General features: G+C 71.9%; 19 protein-coding genes. 9 read left to right on the top strand and 10 right to left on the bottom strand.

What is annotated here, in order from left to right; all coding sequences use genetic code 11:
- Positions 1 to 17: 17 nt before the first annotated feature.
- From ACIA8D_RS31055 to ACIA8D_RS31040, 4 genes are read right to left on the bottom strand one after another with little or no spacing between them, the layout of a single operon-like run.
- Entirely contained in the window at positions 18 to 797 is a 780-nt protein-coding gene (locus ACIA8D_RS31055; RefSeq protein ID WP_399237445.1) for a CDP-alcohol phosphatidyltransferase family protein, read from the bottom strand.
- Complete coding sequence (locus ACIA8D_RS31050) at positions 775 to 1,842, bottom strand: iron-containing alcohol dehydrogenase family protein (RefSeq protein WP_399237444.1); 1,068 nt, start codon at positions 1,840 to 1,842, stop codon at positions 775 to 777. Before ACIA8D_RS31050 ends, ACIA8D_RS31055 begins: the two co-directional genes overlap by 23 nt.
- On the bottom strand, positions 1,830 to 2,582 hold the full coding sequence (locus ACIA8D_RS31045) for a sugar phosphate nucleotidyltransferase (protein ID WP_399237443.1): 753 nt from the start codon (positions 2,580 to 2,582) through the stop codon (positions 1,830 to 1,832). Before ACIA8D_RS31045 ends, ACIA8D_RS31050 begins: the two co-directional genes overlap by 13 nt.
- Entirely contained in the window at positions 2,579 to 4,345 is a 1,767-nt protein-coding gene (locus tag ACIA8D_RS31040; RefSeq protein WP_399237475.1) for a DUF5941 domain-containing protein, read from the bottom strand. Before ACIA8D_RS31040 ends, ACIA8D_RS31045 begins: the two co-directional genes overlap by 4 nt.
- Before the next feature lie 303 nt (positions 4,346 to 4,648).
- Between ACIA8D_RS31040 and galE the strand changes: the two genes are divergently transcribed.
- From galE to idi, 4 genes are all read left to right on the top strand, one after another.
- Entirely contained in the window at positions 4,649 to 5,632 is a 984-nt protein-coding gene (gene galE / locus ACIA8D_RS31035) for a UDP-glucose 4-epimerase GalE (RefSeq protein WP_399237442.1), read from the top strand.
- Between the two features lie 192 nt (positions 5,633 to 5,824).
- On the top strand, positions 5,825 to 6,766 hold the full coding sequence (locus ACIA8D_RS31030; protein WP_399237441.1) for a cation diffusion facilitator family transporter: 942 nt from the start codon (positions 5,825 to 5,827) through the stop codon (positions 6,764 to 6,766).
- A gap of 179 nt (positions 6,767 to 6,945) precedes the next feature.
- On the top strand, positions 6,946 to 7,479 hold the full coding sequence (locus tag ACIA8D_RS31025; RefSeq protein WP_399237440.1) for a GNAT family N-acetyltransferase: 534 nt from the start codon (positions 6,946 to 6,948) through the stop codon (positions 7,477 to 7,479).
- 122 nt (positions 7,480 to 7,601) lie between these two features.
- Entirely contained in the window at positions 7,602 to 8,195 is a 594-nt protein-coding gene (gene idi, locus ACIA8D_RS31020) for an isopentenyl-diphosphate Delta-isomerase (RefSeq protein WP_399237439.1), read from the top strand.
- On the opposite strand, the gene ACIA8D_RS31015 is transcribed toward idi, so the two are convergent.
- Positions 8,161 to 8,700 (bottom strand): ATP-binding protein, encoded by a 540-nt coding sequence (locus ACIA8D_RS31015; protein ID WP_399237474.1) that lies wholly within the window; start codon positions 8,698 to 8,700, stop codon positions 8,161 to 8,163. The two genes, idi and ACIA8D_RS31015, sit on opposite strands and share 35 nt — an antisense overlap.
- A gap of 241 nt (positions 8,701 to 8,941) precedes the next feature.
- Here ACIA8D_RS31015 and ACIA8D_RS31010 point away from each other — a divergent pair, with 241 nt between their 5' ends.
- The gene (locus ACIA8D_RS31010; RefSeq protein ID WP_399237438.1) at positions 8,942 to 9,709 is read left to right on the top strand and encodes an enoyl-CoA hydratase/isomerase family protein; all 768 of its coding nucleotides are present in this window, start codon (positions 8,942 to 8,944) and stop codon (positions 9,707 to 9,709) included.
- Between the two features lie 3 nt (positions 9,710 to 9,712).
- Here the strand turns inward: ACIA8D_RS31010 and ACIA8D_RS31005 are convergent, their stop codons facing one another.
- Positions 9,713 to 10,333 (bottom strand): DJ-1/PfpI family protein, encoded by a 621-nt coding sequence (locus tag ACIA8D_RS31005; RefSeq protein WP_399237437.1) that lies wholly within the window; start codon positions 10,331 to 10,333, stop codon positions 9,713 to 9,715.
- Position 10,334: 1 nt separating this feature from the next.
- Positions 10,335 to 11,312, bottom strand: a complete 978-nt coding sequence (locus ACIA8D_RS31000; RefSeq protein WP_399237436.1) for a GlxA family transcriptional regulator — start codon at positions 11,310 to 11,312, stop codon at positions 10,335 to 10,337.
- Between the two features lie 115 nt (positions 11,313 to 11,427).
- Between ACIA8D_RS31000 and ACIA8D_RS30995 the strand changes: the two genes are divergently transcribed.
- The 3 genes from ACIA8D_RS30995 (at position 11,428) to ACIA8D_RS30985 (ending at position 15,175) form a co-directional block, all read left to right on the top strand.
- The gene (locus tag ACIA8D_RS30995; protein WP_399237435.1) at positions 11,428 to 12,312 is read left to right on the top strand and encodes a hypothetical protein; all 885 of its coding nucleotides are present in this window, start codon (positions 11,428 to 11,430) and stop codon (positions 12,310 to 12,312) included.
- A gap of 200 nt (positions 12,313 to 12,512) precedes the next feature.
- A complete protein-coding gene (locus ACIA8D_RS30990) occupies positions 12,513 to 12,644 on the top strand; it encodes an LPFR motif small protein (protein WP_399237434.1) in 132 nt (43 codons plus the stop codon).
- 77 nt (positions 12,645 to 12,721) lie between these two features.
- The gene (locus ACIA8D_RS30985; RefSeq protein WP_399237433.1) at positions 12,722 to 15,175 is read left to right on the top strand and encodes a Tex family protein; all 2,454 of its coding nucleotides are present in this window, start codon (positions 12,722 to 12,724) and stop codon (positions 15,173 to 15,175) included.
- A gap of 84 nt (positions 15,176 to 15,259) precedes the next feature.
- Here the strand turns inward: ACIA8D_RS30985 and ACIA8D_RS30980 are convergent, their stop codons facing one another.
- Positions 15,260 to 16,900: an ABC-F family ATP-binding cassette domain-containing protein gene (locus ACIA8D_RS30980; protein ID WP_399237432.1), complete on the bottom strand. Its 1,641-nt coding sequence runs from the start codon at positions 16,898 to 16,900 to the stop codon at positions 15,260 to 15,262.
- Between the two features lie 68 nt (positions 16,901 to 16,968).
- Positions 16,969 to 18,009: an oxidoreductase gene (locus tag ACIA8D_RS30975; RefSeq protein ID WP_399237431.1), complete on the bottom strand. Its 1,041-nt coding sequence runs from the start codon at positions 18,007 to 18,009 to the stop codon at positions 16,969 to 16,971.
- Between the two features lie 76 nt (positions 18,010 to 18,085).
- On the opposite strand from ACIA8D_RS30975, the gene ACIA8D_RS30970 reads away from it, so the two are divergent.
- Positions 18,086 to 19,042 (top strand): NAD(P)/FAD-dependent oxidoreductase, encoded by a 957-nt coding sequence (locus tag ACIA8D_RS30970; protein ID WP_399237430.1) that lies wholly within the window; start codon positions 18,086 to 18,088, stop codon positions 19,040 to 19,042.
- 211 nt (positions 19,043 to 19,253) lie between these two features.
- On the opposite strand, the gene ACIA8D_RS30965 is transcribed toward ACIA8D_RS30970, so the two are convergent.
- Positions 19,254 to 20,882 (bottom strand): BCCT family transporter, encoded by a 1,629-nt coding sequence (locus ACIA8D_RS30965; protein ID WP_399237473.1) that lies wholly within the window; start codon positions 20,880 to 20,882, stop codon positions 19,254 to 19,256.
- Between the last annotated feature and the right edge of the window lie 50 nt (positions 20,883 to 20,932).

The raw sequence follows: 20,932 nt of genomic DNA, 5'->3' as shown, positions 1-20,932 counted from the left end.
CTGCTGTGTGCCGCCGCTCACTTGAGCCTGCTCGAAGCGAGGATGGACACGAGGTGGAGCAGGGTCTGGAGGAGCGCGATGCCCGCCAGGACGGCCACACCCAGGCGCGAGAAGAACAGGTCGCCCCGGATCTGGTCCACGATCGACAGGACCAGGATGAGGAGCGTCGCCTCGATGCCGAGGATCAGCCGGTGGAACTTGAGCATGGCCGCGGCCTTGCGGGCCAGTGCCATGCCGGAGGAGCGCATCTCGGAGGCGGACTCCTTGACCTGCTCCTTGCCGCCGGCCGCGCGGGCCAGGCCCACGAGGTCGGTCTCGGCCTTGATCAGGATGGCGCCGAGCGCGGCGAGCGTGCCGAGGAAGGCCCACAGCCAGTCGATCCGCCCGCTGCCGAACAGGTCGGCGGCGCGCAGCCCGAAGCCGACGAGGACGGCGGCGTCGGTGAGGTACGCGCCGACGCGGTCCATCCACACGCCGGTCAGCGAGTACTGCTTGCGCCAGCGCGCGATCTCGCCGTCGACGCAGTCGAGCAGCAGGTACAGCTGCACGGCGACGACGCCGAGGACCGCGCCCCAGATGCCCGGCACCATCAGCGCCGGGGCCGCGAGGACACCGCAGACGGTCATCAGGTAGGTCAGCTGGTTGGGCGAGACCTTGGTGTTCACCAGGTGGCGGTCCACACGCAGCGAGACCTCGCGCATGTAGAGCCGGCCCATCCAGTGCTCACCGCTCCTGCGGTCCTTCACCCCGGCGGGGTGAACGACCGGGCGGAGTTCAGCTACCGATGGCTTTTGCATAGTCGGCGTAGGCGTCCCTGATCTGATCGGTGGAGAGGTCGAGGTGCTCGAGGATCGTGTAGCGGCCCGGGCGGGTCTGCGGAGCGAACTCCACGACCTTGACGAACTCGTCCACGGTGAAGCCGATCTCCTCCGGCAGCACCGGCAGGCCGTGCCGGCGCAGCACCTCGGCCATGTACGCGGACTGGTCGCGGGCACCGCGCAGGTGCATCGCGAACGCCGCGCCCAGGCCGCACTGCTCGCCGTGGCTGGCGGCGCGCTTGGGGAAGAGGAGGTCGAAGGCGTGGTTGATCTCGTGGCAGGCGCCGGAGGCGGGCCGCGAGTCGCCGGAGACCGACATGGCGATACCGGTGAGGACCAGTCCTTCGGCGAGCACCTGGAGGAAGTCGTCGTCGCCGACGCCGCCGGGGTGGCGCAGCACGGCCTCGCCGGCCTGCCGGGCCATGGCGGCGGCCAGGCCGTCGATGTCCTCGCCGCGCTCACGGGCGCCCAGCTCCCAGTCCGCGACCGCGGAGATGTTGGAGAGGGCGTCACCGATGCCCGAGCGCACGAAGCGCACGGGTGCCTCGCGGATGATGTCGAGGTCGATCACGACGCCGATCGGGTTCGGCACCCCGTAGGAGCCGCGGCCCGCGTCGTTGTCGAGCGTGGCGACGGGCGAGCACAGGCCGTCGTGCGACAGGTTCGTCGCGACGGCGACCAGCGGCACGCCGACGCGCGCGGCCGCGAACTTGGCACAGTCGATGATCTTGCCGCCGCCGAGGCCGACCAGGGCGTCGTAACGCCCGGACTTCTTGACGTCGTCGGCGAGCTTGATCGCGTCGTCGATGGTGCCGCCGCCGACCTCGAACCACTCGGCGCGGGGCAGCGAGGGCTCCAGGCGGGCCCGCAGGGCGGCGCCCGAACCACCGCTGATCGCGATGGCCAGGCGCCCCGTGGACGACGAGATCCTCTGGTCGGCGAGGACCTTGGCCAGGTCGTCGAGCGCCCCCGGCCGAATGTCGACGACGACCGGCGAGGGAATGAGTCTCGTCAGTACTGGCACGCGATCTCCCGCCCCTTGGCCAGGTCGTCGTGGTTGTCGATCTCGACCCACGGGACGTCGCCGATCGGCGCGACGTCGATCTTGAAGCCGCGGTTCACGAGCTCCTGGTAGCCGTCCTCGTAGTAGAGCTGCGGGTCGCGCTCGTACGTGGCCTTGAGGGCGTCGGCCAGCTGGTCGGCGGCGTCGCCCTCGATGAGCGTGACGCCGATGTACTCGCCGGTGGCCTCGGACGGGTCCATCAGCTTCGTGATCTTCTGGACGCCCTTGTCGGGGTCGACGACGACCTTCATCTCCTCGTCGCCCAGGTCCTTGACCGTGTCGAGCGCGAGGATGATCTTCTTGCCGTCGCCGCGGGCGGCCAGCAGCGTCTTCTCGACGGAGACCGGGTGCACGGTGTCGCCGTTGGCGAGGATGACCGTGTGCTTCATGGCGTCACGGCCGCACCACAGGGAGTAGGCGTTGTTCCACTTCTCGGCCACGTCGTTCTCGATGAGCGTGAGCTTCAGGCCGTACTTCGCCTCGAGCGCCGCCTGACGCTCGTAGACGACCTCCTTGCGGTAGCCGACGATGATGCCGACCTCGGTGAGACCGATCTCCGCGAAGTTCTTCAGCGTGAGGTCGAGTACGGAGAGCTCGTTCTCGGTCCCCTCGCCCACGACGGGCACGAGCGCCTTGGGGAGCGTCTCGGTGTAGGGACGGAGCCGGCTGCCGGCGCCGGCGGCCAGGACGAGGCCGATCATGCGGGTTCTCCTTCATCGTGTACGGCGGGCTCTCCGCGGCGAGCGGAGAGGACCCAGAAGCGGATGCTCTCGACGAGCACCACGAGTGCCACGGCCACGGCGAACACCGTGAGACCAGTGGCGAAATCTGTGGGGGTGAGCAGCGCGGCGAGGACCGTGACCACGAGGGTCCGGCCTTCGTGCCCGCCGATCGTCCGCACCAGCCAGTGCGGAGGGGCCCCGGCGTTGCCGCGAATGCGGTACACCGTGTCGTAGTGATGGTAGGCGACCGCCGCCACGAGGCCGAAAGCCGCGGGCAGGGCGCCCTGGACGTCCGCGCGGGCGGCGAGGACCAGGACGGTGAGGTACTCCCCGGCCCGGAAAATCGGGGGCACGAGCCAGTCGAGGGCGCCCTTGAGGGGGCGCGAGACGGCAAAGCCCGACGTGACGCAGTACACGGCCGCGGCCACGATCGGCCAGGCGCCGCCGAAGTCCGTGAGTCCGCTCACGGCGACGACCGCGACGGCTCCGACAGCGGCGACGACCGGGGCCGCCTTCGCCTTGAGGGCCTTGCCGATCAGCTCGGCGAGCGGGCCGGAGTCGGCGAGGTCGCGCAGCGCCTGGGCGGCGCGGTCGGTGCGCCGGGCCCTGCGGGTAAGCGAGCGCAGGACGCGGCCCGCGGTCGTGTAGCAGGCGGCGAGCGCGCAGCCGATGAGCAGCATGTAGAAGGTGATGCGCGGCGTGGTCAGCGCGGTGAACAGGGCGATCAGCACCCAGCGTTCGCCGATCGGCAGCACTATCATCCGGCGGGCCCAGACGGTCCAGCCGACGGAGTCGAGCTTGCCCGAAAGGGACGCGGTCGGGCTGGTGTTGGCCTCGGCGTCGTGGTTCGCCTCGTTGAACGAGAAGTCGATCACGTGCCGGCCGGTCTGCAGCACCATCGCGCCGAGCGCCAGGGCCCATACGTCGTCGCCGCTCGCGTTGGCGGCGCCGAGCGCGAGGCCCGCGTAGTAGGCGTACTCCTTGGCCCGGTCGAAGGTCGCGTCCAGCCAGGCGCCCATCGTCGAGTACTGCAACGAGTAGCGGGCGAGCTGCCCGTCGGTGCAGTCGAGGACGAAGGAGGCGAGCAGCAGCACGCCCGCCGCGACAAACCCCGCGCGCGTGCCGGTCGCCGCGCAGCCCGCCGCGATCAGCGCGACGAGCAGCGACGCGGTGGTGACCTGGTTCGGGGTCAGGCCGCGGCGCGCGCACCAGCGCGCGATGTAGCGGGAGTACGGGCTGATGCAGTAGGTCGTGAAGAAGCCGTCGCGCGCCTTGACCGCGGTACGCAGCCGGATCGCCTCGTCGTCGACGGAGGCGAGCGCCTGCCGGGCCTCGTTGCGGGCCTGCGGGTCGGCGGGCACCGCGGCCACGAGCTCACCGAGCTCGGGGCGGTGCACATCGGTGCCGTCCGCCTCCAGGCTCTTGGCCACGACGTCCGGGTCGACGCCGGTCCGCGCGACCGCGCGGGTCAGCGCCTGGCGGGCGGCCGGCTGCGCGGTCAGCGCGCCGGGGATCGCCGACGCGGGAAAGCGCGGGTCGGTCAGGCCGAGGCGCAGGGCGTGGACATGGCCCACGAACCCGGCGTCGACGACCGCGACCCGCTGCTCGCCGGGGACTCCGGCGAGCGCCGCTTCGGCGTCCGCGGCGTCCGGGGCAAGCCGCACGTCGAAGCCCAGCGCCCGCAGATCTCCCTCCAGGGACGATCCGGGAACCGGCTGACCGGTGACGATGGCGGTCGACAGACGAACTCACTCCTTGGGTGCCGACGCACGTGGGCGCCGGGCTCATGCATGGTGGAGCACCCGGCGCGAACGCGCAGCCGGGCGGCATGTCGGCAGAGGCTATCGGATGGCGCAACGGGGTGTTCGCTGCCCGTTTACCGACCGATTGGCCCCTGTCTCATGCGGTCCGCACGGGGCGACCGCGCGCTCATCATTGACGATCAAGCACTCGGGCCACAAACCAGGGGCGGCCCGGATCCGTAACCGGGGGTAGCCGCCGGTGGCAACCGGCGGGAGCCCGGTTCGGTCATAGGGTGGTGCGCCATGACGTGGCTGATCACCGGCGGAGCCGGATACATCGGCGCCCATGTGGCGCGGGCTATGACCGAAGTGGGCGAGCGGGTCGTCGTCCTCGACAACGTGACCTCGGGGGTGCCCTCGCGGCTTCCCGAGGCGATCCCGCTGGTGCGCGGCTCGGCGCTCGACACCGAACTCGTGACCCGGGTGTGCGCGGAGCACGAGGTGACGGGCGTGATCCATCTCGCCGCGCACAAGCAGGTCGGCGAGTCGGTGGAGAAGCCGGAGCTGTACTACCGGGACAACGTGGGCGGGCTCGCCGCGCTCCTGGAGACGGTCGCCGCGGCCGGGGTGCGCCGCTTCGTGTTCTCGTCGTCGGCTGCCGTCTACGGCAACCCGGATGTGGGCCTCATTACCGAGTCCACGGCCACCGCGCCCGTGAACCCGTACGGCGAGACGAAGCTCGCGGGCGAGTGGCTGGTGCGGGCGGCCGGGCACGCGCACGGCATGGCGACCACCTGCCTGCGCTACTTCAACGTGGCGGGCGCCGCGGCGCCGGAGCTCGCGGACATCGGCGTCTACAACGTGATCCCGATGGTCTTCGACCGCCTCACGCGCGGCGAGGCCCCGCGGATCTTCGGCGACGACTACCCGACCCCGGACGGCACCTGCGTGCGTGACTACATTCACGTCGCCGACCTCGCCGAGGCGCACCTGGCGGCGGCCCGCCGGCTGGCCGGGTCCGACGCGGCCGGCGATCTGACGCTCAACATCGGCACCGGGCAGGGCGCCTCCGTGCGCGAGCTGATCGACGTGATCGCGGAGGTGTCGGGGAACCGCACCCCCGCGCTCGTCGAACCGCGCCGCCCCGGCGACGCCCCGCGCGCGGTCGGTTCCTCGGCGCTCGCCGAGAAGGAGCTCGGCTGGAGCGCGCGGCGCGGTGTACGCGAGATGGTCGAGTCGGCCTGGGCCGGCTGGTGCCTGCGGCACCCCGAGGCGTCCGGCACGTGATCTCCGCGACCTCCTGACCTGCGTACACGCTTCACAGCGTTTACGCAGGTCAAGGCACATGACAACGGTGTTCACCGCCATGTTTGCGGATACCCCCTACCCGTAGTTCACTGTGATCGTCGCCCCCGACCAGGGCAACGGATTCGACGTATCGCAGCGATACGTCGACACATCGATACAGAGGGGGTTTCGATGGGCCTCGGTCACGATCACGACCACGGGCACAGCCATGGGCCGACGACGGGGACGGCCGCCGCCGCGCACCGGGGGCGGCTGCGGATCGCGCTGACGATCACGATGACCGTGATGGTCGTGGAGATCATCGGCGGCCTCGTCGCCGACTCGCTCGCCCTGATCGCCGACGCCGCCCACATGGCGACCGACGCGCTGGGCCTCGCGATGGCCCTGATCGCGATCCACTTCGCCAACCGCCCCGCCAGCGACCAGCGCACCTTCGGCTACGCGCGCGCCGAGATCCTCGCCGCGCTCGCCAACTGCCTGCTGCTGCTCGGCGTCGGCGGCTATGTCCTGTACGAGGCGATCCAGCGGTTCATCGAGCCGGCCGAGACGGCAGGCGGGCAGACGATCGTCTTCGGCCTGATCGGCCTGGTCGCGAACATGATCTCGCTGTCCCTCCTGGTGAAGGGCCAGCAGGAGAGCCTGAACGTGCGCGGCGCCTTCCTGGAGGTGGCCGCCGACGCGCTCGGCTCCCTCGCGGTGCTGATCTCCGCCGCGATCATCCTGACCACGGGCTGGCAGCCCGCCGACCCGATCGCCTCGCTCGTGATCGGCCTCATGATCGTCCCGCGCACGGTGAAGCTGCTGCGCGAGACCCTGAACGTGCTGCTCGAATCGGCACCCAAGGGCGTCGACATGGCGGAGGTCAGGGCCCACATACTGGCGCTGCCCGGCGTCGAGGACGTGCACGACCTGCACGCCTGGACGATCACTTCGGGGATGCCGGTGCTCTCGGCGCACGTGGTCGTCAGCACGGAGATGCTCGGCTCGATCGGCCACGAGAAGATGCTGCACGAACTGCAGGGCTGCCTCGGCGACCACTTCGACGTGGAGCACTGCACGTTCCAACTGGAGCCGACGGGGCACGCCGAGCACGAGGCGCGGCTGTGCCACTGACGCACCGTCGACGCGGCACTGGGCGTGCCGCTGAGTGATATCGCGGCCATGGATCTTTGAGGAGGTGGGTTGATGACTGTCGTCGCGGTGAACGCTGCCGTGCGCAGCGACACGTCTGTCCCCACTTCTTCTCGGGCCGTCCGCCACTGAGCGACGCCCTTCACTCAAAGGTTCTTACGTTGAGCGACAACACGACCCACACATGGCGTCCGCGCCCCGAAACCGGGGCCGACCGGGCGGCCGTGCACGCCGTCAACGCCGCCGCCTTCCCCACCCCCGCCGAGGCCGACCTCGTCGACGCCCTGCGCGCCGACACCGACGCCTGGCTGGAGGGACTGTCGTACGTGGCCGAGGCCCCGGACGGCACCGTCGCCGCCTACGCGCTGATCACCCGCTGCACGGTGGACGGCACGCCCGCCGCGGCGCTCGCGCCCTGTGCGGTGCTGCCGCGGTACCAGAACACGGGGGCCGGATCGGCCGTCGTACGCGCGGTACTGGAGGCGGCACGCGTGTGCGGTGAGCGACTCGTGCTGGTACTGGGGCATCCGGAGTACTACCCGAGGTTCGGCTTCACGCCCGCCTCCGGGTACGGCATCCGGCCCGGTTTCGACGTTCCGGACGAGGCGATGATGGCGCTCGTTCTGGATGAACACGACGATTCCGGGCAGCTCCCGCGGGGCACGATCACCTACCCGGCCGCATTCGGCGTCTGACCGGCGCCTACGGTTGTCCCGCCCGGCCTCGCGGCCGGGCGGGACTTGCGGGACGCCGACAGCGCGGGGGCTGTCCGTTCCGTACGGCAGACTTGGTTCGAGGACCGAAACGAAGGATGGGTATGCCGATCACACCTGCCCCCACGACGAACAGCTCGTCGAACGGCACCGGAGAAGCGATCTTGCTGGAACTCGTCGACGAGGACGGCAGGACGATCGGCACGGCGGAGAAGCTCGCGGCGCACCAGCCGCCCGGGCAGCTGCACAGAGCGTTCTCCGTGTTCCTCTTCGACGAGCAGGGCCGACTGCTGCTGCAGCAGCGGGCGCTCGGCAAGTACCACTCCCCCGGCGTGTGGTCGAACACCTGCTGCGGCCACCCGTACCCGGGCGAGGCGCCGTTCGCGGCGGCCGCGCGCCGCACCTTCGAGGAGCTCGGCGTCTCGCCGTCCCTGATGGCCGAGGCCGGCACGGTGCGCTACAACCACCCGGACCCGGAGTCGGGCCTGGTGGAGCAGGAGTTCAACCACCTCTTCGTGGGGCTCGTGCAGGCATCGCTCGACCCCGACCCGGAGGAGGTCGGGGAGACGGCGTTCGTGACGGCCGACGAGCTGGCCGAGCGGCACGCCAAGGACCCGTTCTCCGCGTGGTTCATGACGGTCCTCGACGCGGCGCGGCCCGCGGTCAGGGAGCTGACAGGCCAGTCGGCGGGCTGGTAGCGGTCTCGGGCTTGAGGGGCAGGGCGGCCCAGATCACCTTGCCCCCGCTCGCGGTGTTGGCGACGTCGCAGACGCCGCCCGCCTCCGCGGTGATCTCCCGCACCAACAGCAGGCCGCGGCCGCCGGTCTGACCGCTGGTGGCCTCAAGGGCCGTGGGCTTGTAGGGGTGTTCGTCCTCCACGGACACCCGCACCCACTCGGGACCGACGGCGACCTCCACGGCGAGCATCGGCGAGACCACGGCGGCGTGCTTCACCGCGTTCGTGACGAGTTCGGAGACGATCACGAGCAGCCCGTGCACCAGGTCGTCCGGGGCGGGCACGCCCTGCCGGGTGAGCAACTCGCGCACCGCGCGCCGGGCCTGCGGCACGGAGGCGTCGACCGCCTGCGTCGTGAACCGCCACACTCCCTCGTACGGGAGCGGCCCGTCCGCGGGACGATCAGGGGGCGGCGCGCCCCCATTGTCCTGAGGACGTGGGCGGGACCCCCACCCGTGGTCGCTCATTGTCAGGTCGCCGCCCTTGCGCTCGATTGTCACCACACTTCGAGTGTTGGGAATCACCTGCTCCAGGCCGCGGGACTGACCAGAAGTCAGCGAGTATCGACGCGATTTGACCATTGCTGGCCGAGCGGGCCGGAAAGTTGATCGCTCCCGACCCCGTTGTGCCCGACTTGAGCCTTCTTAAGCTTGTTCTACGAGCTGCCCGACACGCCGACCCCGCCGGGTACCCCGCTAGCATCCGGCCATGTCTACCGTGTCCTCGCCGCAGCTCGCCCACACAGTCGCCGAGGGTGTCGCCACCGTCGTGATCGACCACCCGGCCAAGCGCAACGCCATGACCGACGCCATGTGGGCGTCGCTGCCGCCGCTGCTCGAACGGCTCGCGGCCGATCCGCGGGTGCGGGCGCTCGTGCTCACCGGGGCCGGGGACACGTTCTGCGCGGGGGCCGACATATCGACTCTCGGCGAGGGGGCCGCGCAGGGGCTCGCCGTCGCGGCGGAGGACGCGCTCGCCGCCTTCCCCAAGCCGACGCTCGCCGTGGTGCGCGGGTTCTGCGTGGGCGGCGGCAGCCAGTTGGCCGTGGCCTGCGATCTGCGGTTCGCCGCCGACGGCGCGCGGTTCGGGGTGACCCCGGCCAAGCTCGGGATCGTCTACCCGGCCTCCTCCACGCGCCGGCTCGCCGCGCTCGTGGGCCCGGCGACCGCCAAGTACCTGCTGTTCTCGGGCGAGTTGATCGGATCCGGGCGGGCGCTGCGCACCGGGCTCGTCGACGAGGTGCTGCCCGAGGCCGAACTGGGCGGGCGGGTCGCCGACTTCACCCGCACCCTCGCCGCCCGCTCGCAGCTGACGCAGGCCGCCGCGAAGGAGTTCGTCACGGGCCGTACGGACCGGGACGCGCACTGGGCCGAGCAGGCGGGCGCCGGCGGCGAGAGCGCGGAGGGCGTCGCCGCGTTCCTGGAGCGACGTGCTCCGCGCTTCGAGTGGTCCGTGGGGGCAAAGGGCCTCTCTTAGCGATCAGACGGCCGGGCGGAACTTCGCCACCAGGTGTGCGGGGGCCTTGTCCGGGGATCCTGCGTCGTAGGGCGGCTGCGGGTCGTACTCGGTCATCAGCTGGATGGCCTGGGCGGTCTCGTCGCCCGCGATCCGGCCCGCGAGGGCCAGGCCCATGTCGATGCCGGACGAGACACCGGCCGCGGTGACGTACTTGCCGGCGAACACGACGCGCTGCCCGGTCGACGTGGAGCCCAGCCGCTCCAGTTCCTCGAGGGCGAGCCAGTGCGAGGTGGCCTCGCGCCCCTTGAGCAGGCCCGCGGCGGCGAGCGCGAGGGAGCCCGTGCACACGGACGTCGTCCAGGTGGTGGTGGCGTCGACGGCGCGCAGCCACTCCAGGAGCGGCGCGTTGTCCGTCTGGTCGCTCTGCTGGGGGCCGCCGGGCACGACGACCACGTCCGGGGAACGCACCTCGTCGAAGGTCTGGTCGGCGACGAGAGCGAGCCGCCCCGAGTCGTCGCGCACGGGTCCTGTCCGCTCGGCCACGAAGACGACGTCGGCGCCCGGGATGCCGCCGAGCGTCTGGTACGGGCCGATGGCGTCGAGGGCGGTGAACCGCTCGTAGAGGGCGATGGCGATCTGCATGTCATGCCTTTCTGACGGGTCGGCTGGGCGGTGTCGGGCCCAGGGGTGCGTGGAATCGGCGGCGGTACTCGGCCGGTGCGGTGCCGATGGTCTTGAGGAAGGCGCGGCGCATCGCCTCCGGGGTGCCGTAGCCGCTCGACCGGGAGATCTCCTCGACGCCCGCGCCGGTGTCCTCCAGCAGGCGGCGGGCGTGCTCGACGCGGACGCGCTCGACGTACCGGCCGGGCGTCATCCCCGTCTCCGTACGGAAGGCGCGGGCGAAGTGGCGCGGGGAGAGCCGGGCGCGGGCCGCGAGCGCCTCGACGCACAGGTCCGCGCCGGGGTGCTCGGCGATCCACCGCTGCACCTCGCCGAGCGGTTCCCTGCGGGCCGTCTGGGCGGCGAGCTGCGTGGAGAACTGGGCCTGGTTCCCCGGGCGTCGGAGGAACACGACGAGGGCCCGGGCGATGCGCAGCGCGACGTCCCTGCCGTGGTCCTCCTCGACCAGGGCGAGCGCGAGGTCGATGCCCGCGGTCACGCCCGCCGACGTCGCCACGCCGCCGTCGCGTACGTAGATGGGGTCGGGGTCCACGGACACCTCGGGATACTGGCGGGCGAGGGTGTCGCAGAACGCCCAGTGCGTCGTGGCCCGGCGGCCGTCCAGGAGCCCCGCGCGGGCCAGTAGGAACGCTCCGGTGCACACCGAGACGGTGCGCCGGGTGTGCGGGGCGCGCTCGCGCAGCCAGGCGGTCGGGCGCGGGTCCGGATCGCGCGTGCCCTCGCCGCCGGGGACCAGGAGCGTGTCCGCGGCCGGTGCGTCGGCGAGGGCGTGGTCCGGGATCAGGGTCAGTCCGCTCGACGTGCGGACCGGGGCGCCGTCGGGAGAGGCGGTGCGCACGCGGTAGGCGTCACCGGCGCCCGAGAAGACCTCGACGGGGCCCGTGACATCGAGGCTCTGCACGTTGTCGAAGAGGAGGACCAGTACGGTGCGCGGCGGCATGCGGCCCATTCTTCGGCCCGCACCCGATGGCCGCAATGACGAGTTCCCCACCTTTCCTGCCATGCCTCGGTACCCCGTACTGCCAGCCGTACCGACTGGTCGGTAACGTGGGCGCATGACTTCGGACCCCCGCCTGCGCGCCGCCCGCCACTGTCACAACGTGCTCAACCCGTTCCACTCGACGCACTACTTCTCGCCCGACCTCGGCAAGGAACTGGCCGCCATCGGCGTGACCGACCCCAGTGCCGCCTACCTCGCGGCGCGCTCCGCGCCCATGGGGGCCGTCTGCGCCGGGACGGTGACCGCCACCTTCTACAACTTCAACCACAAGCTGGTCGCCCGGCACGTGCCGGCCGTGTGGGAGACCGCCTCCCCGCAGGCGGTGCTCGCCGCACGCGCGCGTGCCGTCGACGCCACGCTGCGCCGCCTGCTCGGCGAGGAGGCCCTCGCCTCCCCGGAGATGGCCGAGGCCGCCGAACTCGCCCTGCGCGCCACCGAGGCCTGCACGCGCCACGCCCGCCCCCTGTACGCCGCCCACGCCGACGTCGACGTCCCCGAGGCGCCGCACATGGCGTACTGGCACGCCACGACGCTGCTGCGCGAGCACCGCGGCGACGGCCACATCGCGGTGCTGATCGGCGCCGAACTCGACCCGGTCGAGGCCCTCGTGAGCCACGTCGCGACCGGTAAGGGCATGGCCCCCAAGTGGCTGCTCGCCACGCGCGGCTGGGACAGGTCCGAGTACGACGCCGCCGCCGAGCGCCTTCGCGCGCGTGGACTGCTCACCGCCGACGAGGAGTTGACGCAGTTGACGCTCACCGAGCAGGGCGTGGCGCTGCGCGCCGAGATCGAGCACCGCACCGACGCGCTCGACCGCGCCCCCTACGAGCACCTCGGCGAGGCGGGCGTGGCCCGGCTCACCGAACTCGCGACGAAGTTCGTCGGCGCGGCCCTCGGCAACGGCGCCTTCCCCGCGGACCTGATCGGCAAGGCCGCGTAAGGCCGTCGGCCGACCGGGTCGGCTGCTCGCGGCCGCCCTTCGACGCCGCCTCGGGGCTCCGCCCCGGACCCCGCTGCTCAATCGCCGCAGGGGCTTGAAATGCCGAGGCGGAGTGACCGAGGTCTGAGCAGCGCGGTGCGAGGTACTCGTGTGTCCCGGCCGCCCGTTCGCGGCCGGGACACACGAGAGGGGAAAACCGCATGTTCCGCGCCATCGCCGACATTCTGCGCCAGATCGGCGCCGCCGTCGCCACCGTCGTGACCTTGCCCTTCCGACTGCTCGCCCGGCTGTTCGGCGGCGCGTCCCGGTCCGGCCGTGGGCACCGCGTCTGACCTCCCTGATCCCCGAGTGTCGGTGCCACCTGCCACAATTGCCGCGCAACCTCAGTCGACATAGGCGGTACGGGATCGTGGCGACACCCACAGTTGGCACCACTGCTGGATCCGGGCTCGGATCCATCGAGAGCAGGATTGCCGAGGAACTAGGCGTACGGGAGCGGCAGGTGAAGGCCGCGGTCGAGTTGCTCGACGGCGGCTCGACCGTGCCCTTCATCGCCCGCTACCGCAAGGAGGCGACGGAGTCCCTCGACGATGCCCAGCTGCGCACCCTGGAAGAGCGCCTGCGGTACCTGCGCGAGCTGGAGGAGCGGCGCACCGCCGTCCTCGACTCGGTGCGCGAGCAGGGCAAGCTGACCGAGGAGTTGGAGGCGCAGATCCGCGCCGCCGACACCAAGGCGCGCCTGGAGGACATCTACCTGCCCTTCAAGCCCAAGCGCCGCACCAAGGCGCAGGTCGCGCGCGAGGCGGGGCTCGAGCCGCTGGCGGAGGGGCTGCTCGGCGACCCGTCGGTGGAGCCGCAGGCCGTCGCGGCCGCGTTCGTGGACGCCGACAAGGGCGTCGCCGACGCGCAGGCCGCGCTCGACGGCGCCCGCGCGATCCTCACCGAGCGCTTCTCCGAGGACGCCGACCTGATCGGCGAGCTGCGCGAGCGCATGTGGGGGCGCGGCCGGCTCGCGGCGAAGGTGAAGTCCGGCAAGGAGGAGGCGGGCGCCAAGTTCGCCGACTACTTCGACTTCGCGGAGCCCTTCTCCGACCTGCCCTCGCACCGCGTCCTGGCGATGCTGCGCGGCGAGAAGGAGGACGTGCTGGAGCTCGTCCTGGAGCCGGAGGAGCCGGCCGCCCCGGAGGACCGCGACGCCACCTCCTCGTACGAGCCGATCGTCGCCGACCGGTTCGGGATCGCCAACCAGGGCCGTCCGGGCGACAAGTGGCTCCAGGACACGGTCCGTTGGGCCTGGCGCACGCGCATCCTGGTGCACCTCGGCCTCGACCTGCGCACCCGGCTGCGCACGGCCGCAGAGGACGAGGCGGTCAAGGTGTTCGCGGCGAACCTGCGCGACCTGCTGCTCGCCGCCCCCGCGGGCACGCGCGCGACGCTGGGCCTGGACCCCGGTTTCCGTACGGGTGTGAAGGTCGCGGTCGTCGACGACACGGGCAAGGTCGTCGCCACCGACGTCATCCACCCGCACGTCCCGGCCAACCGCTGGGACGAGGCGATCGCCAAGCTGGCGAAGCTCTCCAAGGCGCACTCGGTCGACCTGATCGCGATCGGCAACGGCACGGCGTCCCGCGAGACCGACAAGCTCGCCGGTGAACTCATCGGCAAGCACCCGGAGTTGAAGCTCACCAAGGTGATGGTGAGCGAGGCGGGCGCCTCGGTGTACTCGGCGTCGGCGTTCGCCTCGCAGGAGCTGCCCGACATGGACGTGTCGCTGCGCGGCGCCGTCTCCATCGCGCGCCGTCTCCAGGACCCGCTCGCCGAGCTGGTGAAGATCGACCCGAAGTCGATCGGCGTCGGCCAGTACCAGCACGACCTGAGCGAAGTGAAGCTGTCGCGCTCGCTCGACGCCGTGGTCGAGGACTGCGTGAACGGCGTGGGCGTCGACGTGAACACCGCCTCCGCGCCGCTCCTCGCGCGCGTGTCCGGCATCGGCGCGGGCCTCGCGGAGAACATCGTGACGCACCGCGACTCCAACGGCCCGTTCACCAACCGCAAGGGCCTCAAGGACGTGGCGCGGCTCGGCCCGAAGGCGTACGAGCAGTGCGCGGGCTTCCTGCGGATCCGCGGCGGCGACGACCCGCTGGACGCGTCCTCCGTGCACCCGGAGGCGTACCCGGTGGTGCGCCGGATGGCGAAGTCGACGGGCGGCGAGGTCGCCTCGCTGGTCGGTGACGCGGGGGCGCTGCGCTCGCTCAAGCCGGCCGACTACGTGGACGACACGTTCGGTCTGCCGACCGTCACCGACATCCTGAAGGAGCTGGAGAAGCCCGGTCGCGACCCGCGGCCCGCCTTCAAGACGGCCACCTTCAAGGAGGGCGTCGAGAAGATCGGCGACCTGGAGCCGGGGATGATCCTGGAGGGTGTGGTCACGAATGTGGCCGCCTTCGGGGCGTTCATCGACGTCGGCGTGCACCAGGACGGGCTCGCACACGTCTCGGCGCTGTCCCGTACGTTCGTCAAGGACCCGCGCGACGTGGTCAAGCCCGGCGACATCGTCAAGGTGAAGGTCCTCGACGTCGACGTGCCGCGCAAGCGGATCTCGCTGACGCTGCGGCTGGACGACGAGAAGGCCTCCGGCGGGAACGGCGGACGTGGTGAGCGCGGCGCCCGTGGGGAACGCGGCGAGCGCGGAGAGCGCGGCGGGAACCGCAGTGGCGACCGCAAGCCGCCCCGGCAGACCCGGCAGGGCGACGGCGGCCGTGGCGGTTCCGGCGGCGGCAAGGGGGGCGGCAAGGGCCGTCCCGCGACGCCGCCGGCGAACTCGGCGATGGCGGATGCGCTGCGCAAGGCGGGGCTGGCCTAGGCCACAGGGGTTGAAGTGAGCGGGAGCTGTGCGGCCGGCCGTGGCTGGGCGCGCAGTTCCCCGCGCCCCTTGGCCGGCCTTCCCTCAGGCCTCCCGCACCTTGCCGGAGGCCACCTCCAGGCGCCTCGTCGTCTGCACCGCGTCCAGCATCCTGCGGTCGTGGGTGACCAGGAGGAGCGTGCCCTCGTAGGTCGTCAGGGCCGACTCCAGCTGCTCGATCGCCGGGAGGTCGAGGTGGTTCGTCGGCTCGTCCAGGACCAGGAGGTTGACGCCCCGGCCCTGGAGGAGGGCGAGGGCCGCGCGGGTGCGTTCACCCGGCGAGAGGGTGGCCGCCGGGCGCAGGACGTGGTCCGCCTTCAGGGCGAACTTGGCGAGCAGCGTGCGGACTTCGGCCGGTTCCATCGCGGGGACGGCGGCGCCGAACGCTTCGAGCAGCGTCTCCGGGCCGTGGAACAGGGCGCGGGCCTGGTCCACCTCGCCGACGACCACCCCTGAACCCAGCGCCGCGTGGCCGGAGTCCAGCGGGACGCGGCCGAGCAGGGCCGCGAGCAGGGTTGACTTCCCGGAGCCGTTCGCACCGGTGATCGCGACGCGGTCCGCCCAGTCGATCTGGAGTGTCACCGGGCCGAACGAGAAGTCCCCGCGCCGCAGTTCGGCGTCGCGCAGCGAGGCCACGACGGCGCCCGAGCGGGGCGCCGCCGCGATCTCCATGCGCAGCTCCCACTCCTTGCGGGGCTCGTCCACGACGTCGAGGCGCTCGATCATCTTCTGCGTCTGCCGGGCCTTCGCGGCCTGCTTCTCGCTCGCCTCGCTGCGGAACTTGCGGCCGATCTTGTCGTTGTCCGTGGCCTTGCGTCGCGCGTTCTTGACGCCCTTGTCCATCCAGGCGCGCTGCGTCAGCGCGCGGCTCTCCAGGGCGGACTTCTTGTCGGCGTACTCCTCGTACTCCTCGCGCGCGTGCCGGCGCGCGACCTCGCGCTCCTCCAGGTAGGCGGCGTAACCGCCTCCGTAGAGGTTGATCTCCTGCTGGGCGAGGTCGAGTTCGAGGACCTTGGTGACGGTGCGGGTGAGGAACTCGCGGTCGTGGCTGACGACGACGGTGCCCGCGCGCAGGCCGCGCACGAAGGTCTCCAGGCGGTCCAGGCCGTCCAGGTCGAGGTCGTTGGTCGGCTCGTCGAGGAGGAAGACGTCGTAGCGGGACAGGAGGAGCGAGGCGAGGCCCGCGCGGGCCGCCTGGCCGCCGGACAGCGACGTCATTTCCTGGTCGAGGCCGACGTCCAGGCCGAGTTGCTGCGCGACCTCCTCGGCGCGCTCGTCCAGGTCGGCGCCGCCCAGGTTCAGCCAGCGCTCCAGGCTCGTGGCGTACGCGTCGTCGGCGCCGGGCGCGCCGTCGACGAGGCCCTGCGTGGCCTCGTCCATGGTGCGCTGCGCCTCGGTCACGCCGGTGCGGCGGGCCAGGAACTCGCGGATCGTCTCGCCGGGGCGGCGGTCGGGCTCCTGCGGGAGGTGGCCGACGGTGCCGGTGGGCGGGGAGAGCCGGACGTCTCCCTCCTCGGGGGTGGTGAGGCCGGCGAGGAGGCGCAGGAGCGTGGACTTTCCGGCTCCGTTGGCGCCGACGAGGCCGATCACGTCGCCGGGGGCGACGACGAGGTCGAGACCGGAGAAGAGGGAGCGGTCGCCGTGGCCGGCGGCGAGGTTCTTGGCTACGAGCGTTGCGGTCGTCATCAGGGGGGTGATCCTAGTCGGGGTACCGCCCCGGTCGCCCGACCCGCCCGGTTCCGCGGGGCCGCCCGTCAGCGTTCCATCCGTGCCACCAGCACGCTCCCCGTCGTGCGGGCCACCAGGAAGGACTGGCCGCGTGTTGCCCGGTGGGCGAGGGTGATGCGGTGGCGGCCCGGGGTCAGGACCGCGTCGAAGACGTCGTGCGTGTGGGTGCGGTAGAGGCGGTCGAGGCGGTAGGACGTGATGCGGACGCGGCACGTGGAGGTGACCTCCACGCCGGCCTCACCGTCGGCGGCGACAAGCCGGGTCAGGCGGCGCTGCGTCGACGGGACGCGGTCCAGGGCGCTTTCGATCTGGGCGACCAGCAGGGGGACGATCGGCGCGTAGCCGTCCACGTAGGCGACGTCGGCGCCGGCCCGCTCGAACTCCCGCCGTACCGCCGCCCGTTGCCCCTCCTCCACCGCCCGGCCGAAGGCCACCACCTCGTACGTACGCAGCTCCTCGGGCGGGACGCCGGACGCGTCCTGGGTGATGTCCGCGCCGACGCCGATCGTGCGCAGCGCCGCCGCCAGCCGGGCGAGGACGGCGACGCGGGCCCCGATCAGCAGCACCCTGCGGCGGGCCCCGGGCGCGGCCGGTCCGGCGAGGAGCTGCCCGAGCGCCTCCCGGTACTCCTCGGCGCGGAAGCGGAACGGGCCGATGCCGTGGTAGCCGTTCAGCTCCAGGTCGACGTGCTCGGCGGTCTGCCAGGCGAAGTCCCGCCACACATAGGCCGCTTCGTCCTCGGCCCCGTCCCGCTCGATCACCGCCGTCACCGCCCCGCACTCGATCCCCTCGCACTCCGGGCACCCGTAGATCACGCAGCGTCCGCCGGGCAGCGGCGCCTCCGCCTCCAGGAGCAGGCGCTTCACGTGGTGCGCGAAGATCGCGGGCGGGATGTCGGCGGCGAGCGGGGACACCGCGTCCAGGTCGGAGAGCTGGAAGAGCAGCGGGCGGCCGTCGACGATGAAGTCCACGAAGTCCCGGTGGACCTGGTAGTCCCCGTCCGCCAGGACTCCCCCGGCGCGCATCGCGGGGGCCAGACCGAAGGTCGTGCAGTCGTCTGCAGCCATGGGGCGAGTATTCCCACCCGCACCCGTCCCTGAGCGCGGACTGACGCATTCCGTCGGCGTCCGTTAGCGTCCATGGATGATCAGTGACAGTGGCAGCCGTGTCAGCAGCGGCAGTGAAGTGATCGTGGTGGGCGGCGGGGTCATCGGCATGACCACCGCCCTGGAACTCGCGCGGCGCGGGCGAGCGGTGCGCGTATGGTCGCGGGACGTCGCCGAGCGGACGACATCGGCGGTCGCGGGCGGGCTGTGGTGGCCGTATCGGATCGATCCGATCGAGAAGGTGGGCGCGTGGTCGCTGAGTTCGCTGCGGCGGTACGTGGAGTGGGCGGATCGCCCGGAGAAGACCGGGGTGCGCCTCGTCGACGGTGTGCACGGGGACTCGCGTCTGGACGAGCTCGGGGCGTGGGCCGGCGAGGTGGCCGGGCTGCGTGACACCCCGCAGGGCCTCGCCGCGCGCCTCCCCCTGATCGACATGCCGGTCCATCTGGCGTGGCTGCGCGAGCGGTTGGCCGAGGCTGGCATCAACGTAGAGGCGCGCACCGTGGCCTCCCTCGACGAGGCACTGGACGCGGCGCCGACGGTCGTGAACTGCACGGGGCTCGCGGCCCGCGAACTGGTGCCGGACGACTCCGTGCGCCCCGTGCGGGGGCAGTTGGTGATCGTGGAGAACCCGGGCGTCGACACATGGTTCACGTCCGTCGCACCCACCTCCGAGTCGACGTACTTCCTGCCCCAGCCGGGTCGCCTGCTGCTCGGCGGCACGGCGCAGGACGACGCGTGGTCCCTGGAGCCGGACCCGGCCACCGCCGAGGCGATCGTGAAGCGCTGCGCCGGGGTACGCCCGGAGATCGCGGGCGCCCGCATCCTCGACCACCGCGTGGGCCTGCGCCCCGCCCGCCCGGCGGTGCGCATCGAACGCGAGGACAAGGGCGCCGGCCGCTCACTGGTGCACAACTACGGTCACGGCGGCGCCGGCGTGACCGTGGCCTGGGGCTGCGCGGAGGCGGCGGCCGATCTGGTCGGGACCGGCTGAAGCGGCCTGGGCGATACGGGCAGGATGCAACGGCCCCGATGCGGCGAGCCGGTTGAAGCGGCCCGAGCCGAGGCCAGGCCGATGGCCGCCGAGCCGACGCCCCCGGGCCGACGGCGTCCGGGGCGACCCGGTCGCAGGCCGACCCGGCAGTCGGCAACCGGGTGGGGGCGCGGCCCCTCTCGGACCGCGCCCCCACCCGTTGCGGACGAACTCAGTCGTCGTGGTGCTTGCCGATCGGGTCCCCCTCGGTCTCCAGGCTGCTGCCCGGGCCGATGCGGATCTCGAACTCGCCGCCGTACTTCTCGTGTCCGGCGACGACCGCCTGCTCGACGACCTCGATGCCCATCTCGCCACGGACCATGAGCGGGTCGGCGCGCAGGTCGCGCAGGAGCGCCCAGCACATGCCGATCATGACGATGACGAACGGTGCCGCCACGAGGATCGTCAGGTTCTGCAGGCCGGTGAGCGCGTCCCCGGAACCGTTGCCGATCATCAGCATGATCGCGCCGACCGCACCGGTCACGACGCCCCAGAAGACGACGACGAACTTTCCGGGTTCGAGCGCGCCCTTCTGCGAGAGCGTGCCCATGACGATCGAGGCCGCGTCCGCGCCGGACACGAAGAAGATGCCGACGAGGATCATCACGAGCAGGCTCGTGGCCGAGGCGATCGGGTACTCCTGAAGCACGCCGAAGAGCTGGGTCTCCGGGGTGTCCGCCCCCTTGAGGGCACCGTCCTCCTTGAGGCTCATCGCCGAACCGCCGAAGACCGCGAACCAGATCAGGCTGACGGTCGAGGGCACGAGGATGACGCCGCCGACGAACTGACGGATCGTGCGGCCCTTGCTGATGCGCGCGATGAACATGCCGACGAAGGGCGACCAGGAGATCCACCAGGCCCAGTAGAAGACCGTCCAGCTGCTCAGCCAGTCGGCGACTCCCTTGCCGCTGGACGCCTCGGTGCGGCCGATCAGCTGCGGGAAGTTGTCCAGGTACGCGCCGAGCGAGGTCGGCAGCAGGTCCAGGTTCAGGATGGTCGGCCCCGCGATGAACACGAAGACCACCAGGAGCAGCGCGAGCACCATGTTGATGTTCGAGAGCCACTGGACGCCCTTCTCCACACCGGAGACGGCGGAGAAGACGAACGCGACGGTCAGCACCGCGATGATCGAGACGAGCAGCCCGGTGCTGACGTCGTCCATCCAGTCGGCCGCCTCGAACCCGGCCCCGATCTGCAGGGCGCCGAGTCCGAGGGAGGCGGCCGAGCCGAACAGCGTCGCGAAGATGGCGAGGATGTCGATGACCCGGCCCCACGCGCCGTGCGCGTGCTTCTCACCGATGAGCGGCACGAACACGGACGAGATCGTCTGCCGCCTGCGGCGCCGGAACGTGCTGTAGGCGATGGCGAGTCCGACGACCGCGTAGATCGCCCAAGGGTGCAGCGTCCAGTGGAACAGGGTGGTGGCCATGGCGGTCTCCATGGCCTCGGCGTCGTCCGCCGGGTCGGTGCCCGGCGGCGGCGTCGTGAAGTGCGCGAGCGGCTCGCTCACTCCGTAGAACATGAGCCCGATACCCATGCCCGCGCTGAACATCATCGCGATCCACGAGACCGTGCGGAACTCCGGTTCCTCGCCCTCCTTGCCAAGAGGGATCTTCCCGTAGCGGCTCATGGCGAGCCACAGGGCGAAGACGACGAAGCCGGTGGCGGCGAGGACGAACGCCCAGCCGCCGTTGTGCATCAGGCCGCCGAGCAGCGTGTCGGAGACGCTCTCGAGGTTGTCCGTGGCCACGGCGCCCCAGACCACGAAGGCCAGAGTGAGCACGGCGGTGACGCCGAACACGATCCGGTCCGTGGTGGGGCTCCGCTCGTCGGTCGCTCCCTCCTCGGGGA

This window comes from Streptomyces sp. NPDC051684 (assembly GCF_044453445.1).
In the GTDB taxonomy this organism is placed as follows: domain Bacteria; phylum Actinomycetota; class Actinomycetes; order Streptomycetales; family Streptomycetaceae; genus Streptomyces.
The sequence above is the reverse complement of the archived record's forward strand: the minus strand, read 5'-3'. Positions and strand labels throughout refer to the sequence as shown.